The organism is Arthrobacter sp. GQ119, from assembly GCF_059759125.1.
Genome location: NZ_JCAXEA010000006.1, coordinates 22,455 through 37,182 on the forward strand (window position 1 = coordinate 22,455; position 14,728 = coordinate 37,182).

Consider the following 14,728-nt stretch of genomic DNA (forward strand, 5'->3'; position numbering starts at 1 on the left):
CTGTAGCGCGAAAGATGGAAGGGTTGCCAGCAGGCGGCCACTAAACCACTATCCGGGAGAGCATCATGAACACGCCCCGTCGCGCCCTCATCCTCATCGACGTCCAGCAGCAATACTTCAATGGACCCCTCGAGATCCAGTACCCGCCGCACCAGGAGTCCCTGCCGATGATCGCGCGGGCTGTCGACGCTGCGGCAGCCGCCGGCATCCCCGTCGTGGCCGTTCAGCACACTGCAGGCGAAGGCGCACCGGTCTTCGCACCAGGCACACCGGAATTCGACCTTCATCCTGACATCGAACGCCGCAGGACCGGTGCCTGGAAGAGTGTCATCAAGCAGTACGGCTCCGTCTACGCAGACACCGACCTCGCCGGTTGGCTGCGCCAGCATGACATCGACACCGTCACCCTCGTCGGCTACATGACCAACAACTGCATCCTCGCCTCAGCCGTGGAAGCGGAATTCCTCGGCTTCAAAACCGAAGTTCTCTCAAACGCCACCGGGGCCATCAACCTCGCCAATGACGCAGGCTTCGCCGACGCAAAAACAGTGCACACCACCCTGCTCGCACTGTTGAACTCAAACTGGGCCGCCGTCAGCACCACCGACGCTTGGACCGATGCCGTTGAAACTCAGCAGGCTCTGGAAAAGAGTGATCTTGGAAGCTCGGCAATAGCCGGGGCCGCACGCCTGGCGCGGGCATAACCGGCGGCCTCGGCTCCTCCATCGGCGGAGCCGAGAACGCGTCCTCACGGCCGACAACGGCCGATGTGGCCTTTGTGATTTCCCGCACAAAAAGTCCAAATGATTCGTTGGAGTTTAGAAGGGCAGCCTAACCTTACGGATAGAGTCACAAAGCCAGTAGGCAACAATCCTGTGATGTATTCGAACTGGAGAATCTGACATGACAAAGAGGCTGTCGATCCATCTGGTGGTGCTGGCGGCAGGCGCAGCCCTTCTTGCCATGACCGCTTGCGGCGGAGGTGAGGTAAAAACGCCCAACCCCGATAAGGCGATCACTATTGCCGTTGACCACGCTCAGGGAACCACCGACGGAGTACCGGTCAACCCCGAAAGGGTGTTCACGTTCGACCTCGGCGTCCTGGATACCCTTGATGCCCTGGGCGTCGAGCCCAGCGGCGTGCCCGAAGCCAGCTACCCCGAGGCACTCAGCAAATACACGGACGGGAAGTACACGAAGATCGGTTCCCCCACCGAACCCGACTTTGAGGCAGTCAGTGCCGGCGCACCGGACCTCATCATCATTTCGGGCCGTACGGCCGGCGCTTACGCAGAGCTGAGCAAGATCGCCCCGACCATCGACTTGTCCATTGACGCCGCCCAGCCGATGGAAAGCTTCAAGTCGCAGGCCAAAATCCTGGGGACCATCTTTGAAAAGGAAGCGGACGTGGAAGCCAAGCTTGCCGCCGTGGACGCCGCGATCGCTACGACGAAGACCAAAGCGTCCGACGCCGGAAAGGGAATGATCCTCCTGACTTCCGGCGGAGAGGTGACCGCCTACGGCGCCGGATCGCGGTTCGGGCTCATCCATGATGTCCTCGGAGTTCCCACCGCCGCCGATATCAAGCTCGAAGGAGCACACGGCCAGGCCGTTTCCTTCGAGTACATCAAAGAGGCCAACCCGGACATCCTCTATGTCATCAACCGCGACACGGCCATCGGTTCGACGGCCGCAGCGGCCAACTCCTTGCTGGACAACGAGCTCGTCCAATCGACCAACGCGGCCAAGAACAACAAGGTCATCAACCTGGACCCCGCCGGCTGGTACGTCGTGGGCTACGGTCTGAACAACGTCAAGACCATGGTGGATGCGGTAGCCGCATCGGTAGACTGACCCGTTACTGACTGATAATCCCATGACCACCACGGCCCTGTCTGCAGAAGCACCGCCACGCCGCAGCCGGACCCGCGAGCGTGCGGACCTGGCTGCGGCCGCCGTCGTTGTCCTGGCACTGGCTACCGGAAGTATGTTCGTGGGCGTCAGCGACGTGTCCTTGCCATCCCTGCTGGCCGGCGATCCGGCAACAGCGGATGTCTTCTGGGTCTCCCGGGTCCCCCGCACCCTCGCCGTCGTTCTGGCCGGCATGTCCGTTGCAGTCGCCGGTCTGATCATGCAACTCATGGCACGAAACCGCTTTGTGGAGCCTTCCACGGTGGGGACGGTCGAATCCGCCACCCTGGGGACCCTGGTGGTCACCGTCTTCCTGCCGGGGGCTCCGGTGCTGCTCACGATGGGGGTGGCCAGCATCTTCGCAGTGCTCGGAACCGGCCTCTTCCTGGCCATTCTTCGCCGCCTGCCGGCCCGCAACACACTCCTCATCCCGCTGGTCGGCATCATGCTGGGCGGTGTCATCGCCGCCGTCACCACTTTCTTCGCTTACCGGTACGATTTGCTCCAGACGCTGAGCAACTGGATGATCGGCGACTTCTCCGGCGTCCTCCGCGGCCGCTACGAACTGCTCTGGATCGTGGCCATCCTGACGCTCGTGGGACTGTTGGCCGCGGACCGCTTCACAGTGGCCGGGATGGGACAGGACTTCACCACCAACCTTGGCCTGCACTACGCGCGGACCATGCGGTTGGGCTTGGTAATTGTCTCGCTGATCTCCGCAGTGGTGGTCACTGCCGTTGGCGCCGTGCCTTTTCTCGGTCTGGTGGTGCCCAACATCGTCTCCCTGCTGTTTGGCGACAATCTGCGCCGGGCCGTTCCATGGACAGCCTTGTTCGGGGCAGGGTTCGTGCTCATCTGCGATGTCATCGGCCGGACGATCCGGTATCCCTACGAAGTTCCCGTGGGCGTGGTGATGTCCGTGGTGGGGGCCATCCTGTTCCTGTTCCTGATCCTGAGGAAGCGCAGTGCCTGATAGCACAACAATCCGCCAGGCACCGGGCCTGCCCAGGGCTGCCCTGCGCAGCGTCTCACCGCGGCTTGTGGTGGGCATCCTCCTGGCTGCAGCCATTTCCGCCGTCGCTTACTTTCTCTTCAGCGACCTTAAGGGCAATGCGGGCTACGTCCTGACCCGGCGGAGCGTCAAGCTGGCCGCCATGCTGCTGGTGGCCGTTGCGGTTGGCTTTTCCACCTTGCTGTTCCAGACCGTCACCGCCAACCGGATCCTTACGCCCTCCATCATGGGCTTCGATTCGCTGTTTATCCTGCTGCAGACCGTGCTGACCTTCACCCTGGGGGCCGCCACCGTGGTGGCTGCCCCGTCTGTGCTGCGGTTTGGGCTGGAAGTCATCCTCATGGTTGCCTTCAGCGCGCTGCTTTACCGGTGGATGTTCACTGGCGCGACGCGTTCCCTTCACCTGCTGCTCCTGGTGGGTATCATCCTGGGCAGCCTTTTCCGCGGCTTCTCTTCCCTGCTCCAGCGGCTCATGGAGCCGAGCGAGTTCATTATCCTGCAGGACCTGTTCTTTGCCAGTTTCAACAACGTAGAGCCATCACTTTTGGGAGTCTCCGCCCTGATCATCGCCCTGGTGTGCGGCGGTGTCTGGAGGTCACGCCATACCTTGGACGTCCTGGCGCTCGGACGTGAAATTGCCATCAACGTCGGTGTAGATCACCGGCGGGCAGTGATGCGTATCCTGTTGGCCTGTTCACTCCTGGTGGCGGTTTCCACTGCCTTGGTAGGTCCCGTGACGTTCTTCGGCTTGCTGGTGGTCAGCCTGGGCTATCAGCTCTGCCGCGGCTTCAGCCACGCCAGGCTCTTACCGATTGTGGTGCTCATCGGGACAATTGCCCTTGTGGGCGGCCAGGTGGTGCTGGAGCGTGTGTTCGGCTTCGCAACCGCCCTGAGCGTGGTCATCGAGTTCACCGGCGGCATTCTTTTCCTCTACCTCCTGCTGAAAGGCTCATTGAAATGACCGGGACGCGCCCATGATCAACGTCAGGAACGTCTCCAAAAGGTACGGCGGACAGACCGTCGTGGATGCGGTTAGCTGCGTAATTCCCCGCGGCGGAATCACCTCCATCATCGGGCCCAACGGTGCCGGCAAGTCCACCCTGCTGTCCCTCATCAGCCGGCTGCTTCCCTTGGAAAGCGGAACCGTGTCCGTGGGTGGCCTGGACGTGGCAGCCACCCCGAGCCGCGAACTCGCAAGGACCATGGCCATCCTTCGACAGGAAAACCATCTGGCAATGCGCCTCACGGTCCGTGACCTGGTGGCCTTTGGCCGGTTCCCCCATTCGGGCGGCCGCCCCACGGTGGAGGACCTTGCTGTGGTCGAAGAAGCGATCCAGCAGCTGGACCTGACCGCCCATGCGCACAGGTTCGTCGACGAGCTCTCCGGCGGCCAGCGGCAGCGTGCCTACATCGCGATGGTCCTGGCCCAGGACACCGAGTACCTGCTCCTTGATGAGCCGCTGAACAATCTGGACATGAAGCACTCGGTAGAGATGATGAAATTGCTACGGCGGCTGGCTGATGAGCTGGGCAAGACCATTGTCCTGGTAGTACACGACATCAATTTCGCGTCCTGCTACTCGGACACCATCCTGGCCATGAAGAGCGGACGCCTTATTCATCAGGGCACCCCGGATGAAATTATGCACGGCTCAATGCTCCACGATGTCTATGACATCGACATCAGGATCGAGGAGATCGACGGCAATCGCATTGGCGTCTACCTCGCCTGAAATGGGGCTCTTTGGGAACAATCCCCCTGCGAGGGAGTTCATTCCGCGTGGGCCATGGGCCGCAGCCCGGGATGGAACGATGCGCGTGAGCCCACAGCAGATTCGGGGGTAGCCAGAAAGTCCGTGAGACCCTTGGCGGCCTTCCTGACGGCCCGCTCCATGTCCGCCATTTTGTAGGTTCCCGATGCTGCGATCCCGGCTATGGCGCCGGCCACTCTGTGATCAGGCCAGAAGACCGGCGCTGCACAGGCATCCATGCCGGCTACAAGCTGTTCCATGCTCCGGGACACGCCTTCTTGCCGGATCACAGCCAACATCCGTCGGAGAACAAGCGGATCTGTTGTGGTCTTTGGCGTAAAGGCACTCAGGGGAGCTGCCAGCACAGCTTCTTGAAACGCATTGGGGGCATACGCCAGCAGCACCAGTCCGGCGGCGCTGGCATGCAGCGGCATTTTGCTCCCTGTCCGGGAGATGGTCTTCTCGGCATGGGGCCAGGACAGCTTCTCGAGGACCAGTGCGCCGTGGCCGTGCAACGCTGCCAGGTGGACATGGCCATGGTTCGATGCGAGCACCTGCTGCATGTATGGCGTCGCTGCGTCACTCAACGCGTAGTTGTGTGGTGAACGTGCCGCAATACCCCACAGTCTCAGCCCGATCACGTAACGTCCTGCGGCGGTCCGCTCCAAGGCTCCGCATTCCACCAGTTCCTGAACGAGGCGGTGAACCGTGCTGGTGGGCATGGCCGTTGCCCGCGCCAAGTCCGTCAGCGCCAGCTCCGTGCGCTCTTCGGAGAAGACTCCCAAAATGGCGACGGCCTTGCTGACCACCGAGAGACCGGGATAAGTGCTGTTTCCAGCCATGAGTTGATCCTCTCGAGGAAGTGCAGCTCCCCCAAGGCGATGTTAGATCCATTAGACCCCGCGGATCCGGGATGCGGAAGGACCAGTAAGGGTGGCGACGCCAAGGCCGCGGGCCTTTTGCGCTCCTGGGGAGCTGGGCCCGCGGCCGAAGCTTTTGAGAGGACCGCCGAGGATCCGGGTATACCCGGATATCTCTTACGCCGGCTTCGCTCCTATAAGGACGAAGAACACAGTCGCCGGCTGATCCGTTGGGTTCCGCCATGCATGCCTGGTTCCGTTCTGCACGATGATGTCCCCTTGCCGCAGCATGCTTGTCTCCGACCCGAGGTCGAGCATGATCTCTCCGCTCACCACGACCCCATAGTCGACGGTAGGAGTCGTATGGAAGCCTGGCTTGTCCTGCTCGAACAGTTCCGCGAGCCCGGGCGTGATCTCCAGCTGTTCCCGTGCCGCTTCACCGGCGTCGAACAAGGGATCAGTGAAGACGGTATCCGGTGGGAAGGTGACCAGCAGGGCAACCGATTCCCCGGCTTCCGGGACGACGGTGACGAGGTCTGGCGTGACGTCACGGTGCCCGGGCTGTGGCGGCGTCGACGTCGCCCAGACGACGGAGTTCACCATACCCGGAACCGCCACGTGTGCAAGGGAACGGGGCGGCGGACCGTCGGCCACGATCCGGGCTTCACCCTGGGCAGAGACGCCCGTCACGACCCGGCGGATGGCTGAAGCCTGTTCCCGTGTGGCCTGACGGGCTTCCTTTCCGGCCGCTGAAATCGCGGGCACAAGTACCGGTTCAAACATGCTCCCGGCCACCTGTCGGAGAGACGATGTAGTTGCTGAAGCCCCCACTACGGTTTTCCAAACCGTTGATGGCGTCATTTACTTCCTCGAGATCGAAGACCACGTCTTCAAACACCGACAGATCGACGGCGCCCGAACCCGCCAGGGCCGCCATCTCCTGGCCTTCTCCGGGCGAGAACCAGCAGGATCCGATGAGGGTTTGCTGCTGGTCCATCAGGTGATGAACATCGATGGGGACGTCGCCGGCCGTGGCTCCGACGTTGACTGCGCGGCCGCCCCTGCGCAGCGAACGCAGCCCCTCAAGGAAGGGAGCGTGGGGCGTGTTCGGACCAAGCGCGCTGATGTATCCGTCCACTCCACCGTCTGTCACCTCACGCACCCATTCATCGATGGCTCCATCATCCGTGGAGAAGACCTGGATTCGTTCCGGAGCGATGGCCCGCACCCGCTCCAGCAGCTCACGGTTCCTCCCTGTGCCCAAGATGGTGGTTACTCCCTGGGCCAGGGCGAACAGCGCGGTGCCAAGTCCGAGAGTTCCGCTGATGCCGTTGATCAGCAGGCTGCTGCCCGGCCCCAATTGCAGCTTTGCCAGTCCGGCATACCCGGTGCCGAGGTAGCCGAACCGTGCCGCCTTATTGAAACTGAGGTTGTCCGGAAGCCGGACCAATGAACCCTCAGGAGCGAGAATGGCTTCCGCCAGTCCGCCATAGGGGTATCGATCGAGCATCAGCTGTGAGGTCGGCGTAAGCCCAAAGTAGCCGGCGAATGCGAAGTGCTGGCAGTGCATGATCTGGCCGCTGCGGCATTCCTTGCAGGCCCCGCATGAACGTCCCGGATTCACGTAGACACGGTCACCGGGCGCAAATTCCCGCACGTCCGGGCCAACGGCTTCAACTACGCCCGCGGGATCCAGCCCAAAGATGGCCGGAAGCGCCGGCAGCGGGTTCTGCGGAAACCAAGTAGTCCAGTTCGCCAGGATGTTAGCCAGGTTGGGGACGATGTTGCAGCTGTGAACACGGACCCGGACGTCCCCGCCCGTGGGTATCGGCAGCGGCACTTCTTCGATCACCATTGGTTCGCCGACGGAATGCATCCGTGCCGCAGTCATGGTCTCGGTCATTGTCGTTCTCCTCTCCCACAGCACAGTGGGGGTCGTTTTCATGGGTTCTGCCTAGGCACAAATCCCAACTAAGGGGTTCACCCGGTCGGCGGGCCCACCGCCTCTTGGGGGTTGGTCCTGCCGTGTCACTCAGGCAGAAGGTCGCGACATAGGAGGCCTGGATCTACTTTGATCCGATGTGGAGACATCCATTGCTATCGCTCGATTTACCTGCTATGGTTCACTGAGTGAACCTCAGAGAGTCATTGAATGAACTCTGTGAGGAGCATAACACCGAATCTGACGAAAGGGGAAGAGGTCGCCGTGGACGTTCCCAACACCTTGACCACCAACAGCGAGGGTCCTGACTACGCAGCCGATCAGGCAGGAGAGGCCGCGCCGCTGGGCACTCTCGAGCGTGGCCTTTACCTGCTGGGACTCTTTTCGACGGAACGGCCGGAGTGGACCCTGCGCGAGCTGCGGGAGGAATCCCAGTTGCCGAAAGCGACCGTGCGGCGTCTTATGCTCACCCTGGAGCGGCTGGGGTGGGTGGAACAAGACGCGGCGGGCAACTACGCCCTCGGCCCGCGTATGCTTCAAAGCCTTTACGCAAAGACATCCCCCAGCCTGCTGGTGAATGAAGCCCGGCCATACCTCGAACAGCTGGCCCGGATCACCACTGAATCTGCCCTTCTTTCGGTGTGGGGCCACGAGGGGACGCTGTCCCTGGACGTCGTCACCTCGGAAAGGCACTTCAAACCCTTCACTTCGACAGGCATGGTGGTCCGCGGACTTCTGTCGGCCGACGCGAAGGTCCTCGTGGCGTTCGCCCCGGAGACAGTCTGGGAGGCGAGATACGCATCCCTGTCACAAGCCATGGCAAGTGACATCAGCCTGGATTCAATGCGGCAGAAGTGGCGGGAGGTCCGCGCAGCCGGTGTTGCGTTCGACAACGAGGAATGGAAGGCAGGCGTCTCCGCAGTGGCCGCACCAGTCCTCGGCGCTGACGGATTTGTTCTCGCCTCCATCTCGCTGGTCATCCCCAGCGAGCGCGGCGGCAAGCAGGAACTCGAACGCCACGCTGATGCGGTGCGCGATGCTGCTGCAGCCCTCTCGCGGGTCCACATTGAACGGAACCGCTCCCTGAGCACAGCCGAAGGTTCGGCTGAAGTATTGGGCTAGATACTGCCCGCACCCGGGACGTCCACCCCGTGACACCGATTCAGGTTCGCACTGCCGCGAATCATGAAGGTGGCGTCCCCAACCGCCCAACGACGATGAATGATCTCCAATGAAGGATGCACCATGACACTCGCAAATGCGCCGTTTGACTCGGATGTGCTGGTCGTCGGCACAGGTCCGATGGGCGCCACCACCGCGCTTGCACTCGCGACATACGGCATACGCACGCTGGCAGTCAGCCGGGAAAACTGGCTCGCGCACACTCCCCGCGCACACATCACCAACCTCCGCGCCATGGAGGTTCTCCGCAGCCTGGGCATCGAGGAAGAGGTGAAGCAGCAGGCAACCCCGTGGCACCTCATGGGCGAGACAAAGTTTACGACCAGCCTCGCCGGGAAGGAGATTGCGCGCCTCAGCAGTTACGGAACGGGAGACGACCGGCAGGGAGACTACCGTCTATCCAGCCCCTGCGCGATGGTTGACATTCCACAGTCGGACTTGGAACCGATTATTCTCAACAGCGCGGCAAAGAGACGTGCATCGTTCGAGTTCAACACTCTTTACCGGTCCAGCGTGCAGGACGACGACGGCGTCACCGTCACGCTTGAACACCGCCCCAGCGGGCGCGTCTACCAGCACCGCACCCGCTACCTCGTTGGAGCCGACGGTGCACGCTCCCAGGTCGCCCAGGACGCCGGCTTGCCCATCGAGGGTGTCCTGGCCCGGGCCGGGACGGTGTACGCGCAGTTCCGCGGCGACCTGTCCAAGTACGTCGCGCACCGGCCGTCGATCATGAACTGGATCGTGAACCAGGATGCAGCTGTCGGTGAGATCGGCCTGGGTCTTCTGCGCGCTGTCAAGCCTTGGGACAACTGGATCGCCGGATGGGGGTTCGACATCTCACAAGGGGATCCTGATCTGAGCTTTGAGACAGCCCGGACCCGGATCAAGGCCTACATTGGCGACCCGGATTTCGAGCCGGAAATCACTTCGGTGGGGCCTTGGTACGTCAATGAGGCTTACGCGCCCTACTACTCAAACAAGCGCATCTTCTGCGGTGGGGATGCCGTCCACCGCCATCCCCCGACGAACGGCCTGGGTTCAAACACCTGCATCCAGGACGCGTTCAACCTGGCGTGGAAGCTGGCCTATGTCATCAACGGCGACGCCGCACCGTCGTTGCTGGACTCCTACACCGATGAGCGGGCACCCGTCGGACGGCAGATCGTCGAGCGCGCGAACCAGTCGCGGCGGGAGTTCGCGCCCCTGAAGCAGGCCTTCGCGGCGGATCGTCCCGGCGGACCGGCGGGTCTCGAAAAACTGACTGCGCCAACTGCCGAAGGCGAGGCGGCGCGGGCAGAACTTGCACGGGCGCTCGAGCTCAGGAATTACGAGTTCAACGCACAGGGTGTGGAGATGAACCACCGCTACGAATCCGGGGCAGTGCTTCCGGACACCGACGAACCCGAGGTGTGGGCCCGGGACAAAGAACTTTACGCACAGGCGTCCACCCGTCCAGGCGCGAAGATCCCCCACGCCTGGCTTGTTGATGCCTCCGGCCACCGCATCTCGACGCTCGATCTGGTGGGCGACGGCTGTTTCATGCTCCTGACCGGGCTCTCGGGCACAGCATGGGTGAACGCGGTGGAGGAGATCGGGCACTCCCGTGTACGCGCGAGGGTCATTGGCGAAAGCGCACAAGACCTCTACTTCAGCTGGCAGAAGGTCCGCGGGATTGATGAGGACGGTGCGCTGCTGGTGCGTCCTGACGGCGTCGTCGCGTGGCGTTCCCTCCACTCAGCCGGAGATGGGGCGAAGCAGGCACTGTCCGATGCCCTGACGGAGATTCTTGGAGTTAACCTCGCCGCCAAAACCCCCATGGTTAGCGTCCCATGAGCGAAGCCGCGGCGCTGCCCACGATCTCCGATGCCATGACCCAAGATCTGTCCGGACTCCTGGGACAGGATGCCGTTCACATAGAACGGGCCCGGATCGATGAGTTCAAGGACGATTACTGGCTCACCGGCGATGAGAAGTACGCCGCCTCAGCCGTAGTGCAGCCCACCACAACGGAGCAGGTTCAGGGGATCCTGGAAATTGCGCGGCGCTACGGAATTCCGGTCTGGCCCCACAGCCAAGGGCGCAATCTCGGGCATGGAGGTGCCTCCCCTAAAGTTCGGGGGTCCATCCAAGTCGGCTTCCAGCGGATGAACCGGATCCTTGAAATCAATGAGGAGCTCGCCTACGCAGTCGTGGAGCCTGGAGTGACATGGTTCGATCTCCACGCCGCCGTTCGTGAGAAGGGCTACGATCTCGCAACCCCCTGCCCCGATCTCGGCTGGGGTTCCATCGTGGGCAACACCATGGACGGCGGCCACACTTACCAGCGGTACGGTGCGGACTACATGCTTCCCGCGGGCCTTGAAGTTGTTATGCCTGACGGTGAAATTCTGCGAACAGGCCAGGGAGCGATATCTTCCAGTACGGCCTGGCACACGTATAAGCGGAGCCTGGGCCCCAACCTTGAGCCGTTGTTCGTGCAATCGAATTTCGGGATTGTCACCAGGATGGGCATCTGGCTGACCCGCCGGCCCGAATCGTTTGCTCCGTTACTCCTTGCCATCGACGACGAGGCGGACTTCGAGGCGGCGGTGGACACCGTTCGTGAACTGCGCCTTGCCGGCCATCTCGAAGGCATGCCTGCGCTGTACTCCACACTCCGGGCGTGCCACATGCTGCGCGATGAGCCGGTCCCGGGGCAGGAGCACCCTTTCACCGACTCAGAGCTGCGCGAGATTGGAACCCAGGCAGGCGTCGGAGCGTGGGCGGCGCGCGCGGCAGTATGGGGTGCACCCGAGATCGTCGACGCGAAGCTGCGCCGGATCCGTGATGCCTGGGAAAGCATTCCAAGCGGCCGGGTGGAGGCTCGACGAACCTACGCACCTCACGAGTACGACCAGCTCGAATACTCCGCCGAGCAGATCATGGCAGGCGAACCAACGCTCCAGGCAATTCAAAACACTCCGCCCGACATCGCACACGTTGATGTGTCCCCCGTGGTGCCCTTGCAGGGCAGCGCGATGCGGGTCGTCGTCAATATGATCCGGCGGGAGTTCACGGCTGCCGGCCGCGATTTCGGCGTCGGCATCATGGTCACAGGGGAACGTTCGGCGGTGATGATCGCCGGTGTCCGTTACGACAGGACAGATAAAGACTCCACAGACTCTGCCTTTGCCTTGGCCCGCCGTCTGATCATCGAACTGGGGAAGCTGGGGTTTGGTGACAGCCGCCCCCACCTGGAATTCATGGACCTGGCCGCAGCCGAGTACAGCTTCAACGACAACATCTACCGGCGCGTAGCCACCCAGATCAAAGACGCCCTGGACCCTGACGGGATTCTGTCCCCCGGCAGGCACGGCATCTGGCCGAGCAACATCGGCAGCTCCGAAGCGAATTCCCCGAAGGACCCCAAATGACACAACCACTGACCATCGACTGCCATGGCCACTTCACCACTGAGCCGGCAGCATTCCATAACTACCGTGCCGCGCAGACCGCCTACGCCGAGGGCCGGGGTGAAGCTCCCGATCCCTACAGCGGGATATCCGATGTTGAACTGCGCGAGATCATTACTGCCAACCAGCTGCGGCTGCAGCGCGAACGCGGTTCTGACGTCACCATCCTTTCTCCGCGGGCATCAGGGATGGGCCATCACGTCCCCGGGCAGGACACCGCAAATGATTGGGCGCGGTTGTCCAACGACACCATCGCGAGGATCTGCGAGCTCTTCCCCGAGAATTTTGCAGGCGTCTGCCAACTCCCACAGACCATCGACGGAGAGCTAGGCCCTGTCATCGACGAACTCGAACGCTGCGTTGAAGCTGGCTTCGTGGGGTGCAACCTCAACCCCGATCCGTCAGGTGGAAGCTGGTCCGCCCCGCCTCTGACCGACCTCTGGTGGGATCCGCTGTGGGATGCCATGGAACGGCTGGACGTGCCGGCGATGATTCACGTCTCAGCTTCGTGCTCCCCCGCGCTGCACACCACCGGCGCCCACTACCTTGGTGCCGATACCGCAGTGTTCATGCAGCTGCTCGCGGGCGACCTGTTCGAGCGGCACCCGGACCTGCGCCTGGTCATTCCCCATGGTGGAGGCGCCGTTCCCTATCACTGGGGCCGGTACCGGGGCTTGTCTCTCATGCTGAACAAGCCGCCGCTGGCCGAACACCTGATGCGCAACGTCTTCTTCGACACCTGCGTCTACCACCAGGAGGGAATCAACGCGCTGTTCTCGGTCATTGACCCCTCAAACATTTTATTCGGCTCCGAACTGCTCGGAGCAGTCAAAGCTGATGATCCGGAAACAGGCCACCCATTCGATGACACGAAGCGGTACATCGACGCCCTGCAGATTGACCCGAAAGAGCGGAATGCCGTCCTGGGCGGCAATGCCCGCCGGGTCTACCCCCGCCTCGACGCCCGACTCACCGCCCAGGGGCGGTAAACCCATGAAACACGGAGAAGACATGAGCAAGAACTTGAAGAAAGTACGCTTTGCCGGCGCAGCCCAGGGATTCAACTGGCTCCCCGTATTCATCGCCGACGAGCAAGGCATTTTCGAGCGGCATGGCATCAGCATCGAGTACATGCGGCTCGGCTCAGTCGATAAAGCGACCGCCGCTGTACATGACGGAACAGCCGACCTTGCGATCACCCCGCCGGAAGGCGCTGTGGCCGATTTCGTGTCAGGAGGCACGCTGCGCATCGTCGGGTCCAACTCTGAACGGCTCCCGATGTCGCTGGTGGCGCGCCCGGACATCACCACCCTCGAGCAGCTGCGCGGCAAGCGGATCGGCACGTCATCGCTCACCGAAGGCACCGCCATTTACACGCAGCTCATGCTCAAGGAAGCCGGGCTGAGCTATCCCGAAGATTACAGCTTCGTACTCGCGGGGGTGCACACCACCCGCTGGGCTGCCCTGCAGGAAAACGAAATTGATGCCGCCCCGCAACCAGCGCCGTGGAACTTCCTCGCTGCACAGTCCGGCTACACCATACTCGGGGAGGTTGCTGATGTTATTCCCGAGATCATTTTCGCCGCCATCATCGGCAAAGATGACTGGCTGCGTGACAACAACGAAACGGTGCAGGATCTGGTGTCCGCCCTGTCCGAAGCGCACGACTTCGTCAATGACCCGGCCAACGACGCCATAACACTGCCCATCTATCAGCGGCTTACCACCCCGGACGACCCTGAGCTTGCCGCCCGAGGCCTGACATACACCCGGGGCCTGGGCATGTGGCCGGCCGGGCTTCGAGTCTCACCCGAGGCGCTGGCGGTAACCATCGACGTCATGATCAGTTCCGGCCTGCTCAACGAGTCGCAGCGGACCACCGCCGGCGGCGTAGTGGACGTCAACTTTTCGGTAGGGGCGTGACCCATGGCACGAGTCATGAAGAACGCCGTCCGCACCCCCATCGAGATAGCATCTGCATTCGCAGAGCTGGGCGTGGCGACAACACATGAGGCCCAAGAGCGCACAGGACTACTCCATTCGCGGCTGCAGGCGCGCCAGTCAGACGTCTCGATCGCCGGCACCGCTGTCACCTGCGAAGTCGCTCCGGGCGATAACTGGATGATCCATGTGGCGCTCGAACAAGCGCAGCCAGGCGACATCCTCGTCGTGACACCCACATCGCCGTGCGACGACGGGTATTTCGGTGACCTGCTCGCCACGTCCGCCATGGCGCGCGGCGTCCGGGGCCTGGTAATCGATGCAGGTGTACGGGATCTCGCGATCCTCAGGCGCATGGGGTTCCCTGTCTGGAGCAAGGCGGTCAGTGCGCAGGGAACCGTCAAGGAGACTCTCGCCGACGTCCAGTTTCCGATCGTCTGCGGCGGCCGCCTCATCTCCCCTGGCGACGTCATCGTCGCGGACGACGACGGCGTCTGTGTAGTTCCGCGCGAGGACGCCTCCGGTGTCCTCGCCTCCGCCCGGCGTCGTGAGGCCTTTGAGGAGGAAAAACGCGCTGTCTACGCCCAAGGGGTCCTAAGTCTTGACGCTCAGGACGGAATGCGCGCGCGACTGGAGGCCAAAGGCCTCCGCTACGTCTCTTAGGAGCTGCGTTC

General features: G+C 62.5%; 14 protein-coding genes. 11 read left to right on the top strand and 3 right to left on the bottom strand.

Translation table 11 applies throughout. The features are described from left to right. Positions 1-65 precede the first annotated feature (65 nt). From AC6CH3_RS07160 to AC6CH3_RS07180, 5 genes are all read left to right on the top strand, one after another. On the top strand, positions 66-704 hold the full coding sequence (locus AC6CH3_RS07160) for an isochorismatase family protein (RefSeq protein WP_498131766.1): 639 nt from the start codon (positions 66-68) through the stop codon (positions 702-704). 199 nt (positions 705-903) lie between these two features. After that, on the top strand, positions 904-1,854 hold the full coding sequence (locus AC6CH3_RS07165) for a siderophore ABC transporter substrate-binding protein (RefSeq protein ID WP_498131767.1): 951 nt from the start codon (positions 904-906) through the stop codon (positions 1,852-1,854). A gap of 22 nt (positions 1,855-1,876) precedes the next feature. Next, entirely contained in the window at positions 1,877-2,884 is a 1,008-nt protein-coding gene (locus tag AC6CH3_RS07170; protein WP_498131768.1) for an ABC transporter permease, read from the top strand. Continuing rightward, positions 2,877-3,884 (top strand): iron chelate uptake ABC transporter family permease subunit, encoded by a 1,008-nt coding sequence (locus AC6CH3_RS07175; protein WP_498131769.1) that lies wholly within the window; start codon positions 2,877-2,879, stop codon positions 3,882-3,884. The genes AC6CH3_RS07170 and AC6CH3_RS07175 overlap by 8 nt, the downstream gene beginning before the upstream one ends. A gap of 13 nt (positions 3,885-3,897) precedes the next feature. After that, positions 3,898-4,656, top strand: a complete 759-nt coding sequence (locus AC6CH3_RS07180) for an iron ABC transporter ATP-binding protein (RefSeq protein WP_498131770.1) — start codon at positions 3,898-3,900, stop codon at positions 4,654-4,656. A gap of 38 nt (positions 4,657-4,694) precedes the next feature. Here AC6CH3_RS07180 and AC6CH3_RS07185 read toward each other — a convergent pair whose 3' ends face one another. From AC6CH3_RS07185 to AC6CH3_RS07195, 3 genes are all read right to left on the bottom strand, one after another. After that, positions 4,695-5,516, bottom strand: a complete 822-nt coding sequence (locus tag AC6CH3_RS07185) for an IclR family transcriptional regulator (RefSeq protein ID WP_498131771.1) — start codon at positions 5,514-5,516, stop codon at positions 4,695-4,697. Between the two features lie 195 nt (positions 5,517-5,711). Beyond that, positions 5,712-6,317 (bottom strand): cupin domain-containing protein, encoded by a 606-nt coding sequence (locus AC6CH3_RS07190; RefSeq protein ID WP_498131772.1) that lies wholly within the window; start codon positions 6,315-6,317, stop codon positions 5,712-5,714. Further along, positions 6,310-7,437, bottom strand: coding sequence for an alcohol dehydrogenase catalytic domain-containing protein (locus tag AC6CH3_RS07195; RefSeq protein ID WP_498131773.1), 1,128 nt, complete (start codon positions 7,435-7,437; stop codon positions 6,310-6,312). Before AC6CH3_RS07195 ends, AC6CH3_RS07190 begins: the two co-directional genes overlap by 8 nt. Positions 7,438-7,686: 249 nt before the next feature. On the opposite strand from AC6CH3_RS07195, the gene AC6CH3_RS07200 reads away from it, so the two are divergent. The 6 genes from AC6CH3_RS07200 to AC6CH3_RS07225 all read left to right on the top strand — a co-directional run bounded on the left by AC6CH3_RS07200 (position 7,687) and on the right by AC6CH3_RS07225 (position 14,717). Beyond that, entirely contained in the window at positions 7,687-8,598 is a 912-nt protein-coding gene (locus AC6CH3_RS07200; RefSeq protein ID WP_498131774.1) for an IclR family transcriptional regulator, read from the top strand. Between the two features lie 123 nt (positions 8,599-8,721). Next, entirely contained in the window at positions 8,722-10,494 is a 1,773-nt protein-coding gene (locus AC6CH3_RS07205; RefSeq protein WP_498131775.1) for an FAD-dependent monooxygenase, read from the top strand. After that, on the top strand, positions 10,491-12,074 hold the full coding sequence (locus tag AC6CH3_RS07210; RefSeq protein WP_498131776.1) for an FAD-binding oxidoreductase: 1,584 nt from the start codon (positions 10,491-10,493) through the stop codon (positions 12,072-12,074). The genes AC6CH3_RS07205 and AC6CH3_RS07210 overlap by 4 nt, the downstream gene beginning before the upstream one ends. Continuing rightward, complete coding sequence (locus tag AC6CH3_RS07215; protein WP_498131777.1) at positions 12,071-13,102, top strand: amidohydrolase family protein; 1,032 nt, start codon at positions 12,071-12,073, stop codon at positions 13,100-13,102. The genes AC6CH3_RS07210 and AC6CH3_RS07215 overlap by 4 nt, the downstream gene beginning before the upstream one ends. Positions 13,103-13,124: 22 nt before the next feature. After that, a complete protein-coding gene (locus AC6CH3_RS07220) occupies positions 13,125-14,036 on the top strand; it encodes an ABC transporter substrate-binding protein (protein WP_498131778.1) in 912 nt (303 codons plus the stop codon). A gap of 3 nt (positions 14,037-14,039) precedes the next feature. Further along, the gene (locus AC6CH3_RS07225; RefSeq protein ID WP_498131779.1) at positions 14,040-14,717 is read left to right on the top strand and encodes a 4-carboxy-4-hydroxy-2-oxoadipate aldolase/oxaloacetate decarboxylase; all 678 of its coding nucleotides are present in this window, start codon (positions 14,040-14,042) and stop codon (positions 14,715-14,717) included. The last annotated feature ends 11 nt before the right edge of the window (positions 14,718-14,728 follow it).

Coding starts and splice junctions, on each gene's coding strand:
- AC6CH3_RS07190 (WP_498131772.1), bottom strand. CDS start 6,317: ATGTTTGAACCGGTACTTGTGCCCGCGATTTCAGCGGCCGGAAAGGAA.
- AC6CH3_RS07205 (WP_498131775.1), top strand. CDS start 8,722: ATGACACTCGCAAATGCGCCGTTTGACTCGGATGTGCTGGTCGTCGGC.
- AC6CH3_RS07170 (WP_498131768.1), top strand. CDS start 1,877: ATGACCACCACGGCCCTGTCTGCAGAAGCACCGCCACGCCGCAGCCGG.
- AC6CH3_RS07165 (WP_498131767.1), top strand. CDS start 904: ATGACAAAGAGGCTGTCGATCCATCTGGTGGTGCTGGCGGCAGGCGCA.
- AC6CH3_RS07160 (WP_498131766.1), top strand. CDS start 66: ATGAACACGCCCCGTCGCGCCCTCATCCTCATCGACGTCCAGCAGCAA.
- AC6CH3_RS07185 (WP_498131771.1), bottom strand. CDS start 5,516: ATGGCTGGAAACAGCACTTATCCCGGTCTCTCGGTGGTCAGCAAGGCC.
- AC6CH3_RS07210 (WP_498131776.1), top strand. CDS start 10,491: ATGAGCGAAGCCGCGGCGCTGCCCACGATCTCCGATGCCATGACCCAA.
- AC6CH3_RS07220 (WP_498131778.1), top strand. CDS start 13,125: ATGAGCAAGAACTTGAAGAAAGTACGCTTTGCCGGCGCAGCCCAGGGA.
- AC6CH3_RS07215 (WP_498131777.1), top strand. CDS start 12,071: ATGACACAACCACTGACCATCGACTGCCATGGCCACTTCACCACTGAG.
- AC6CH3_RS07200 (WP_498131774.1), top strand. CDS start 7,687: ATGAACTCTGTGAGGAGCATAACACCGAATCTGACGAAAGGGGAAGAG.
- AC6CH3_RS07195 (WP_498131773.1), bottom strand. CDS start 7,437: ATGACCGAGACCATGACTGCGGCACGGATGCATTCCGTCGGCGAACCA.
- AC6CH3_RS07180 (WP_498131770.1), top strand. CDS start 3,898: ATGATCAACGTCAGGAACGTCTCCAAAAGGTACGGCGGACAGACCGTC.
- AC6CH3_RS07225 (WP_498131779.1), top strand. CDS start 14,040: ATGGCACGAGTCATGAAGAACGCCGTCCGCACCCCCATCGAGATAGCA.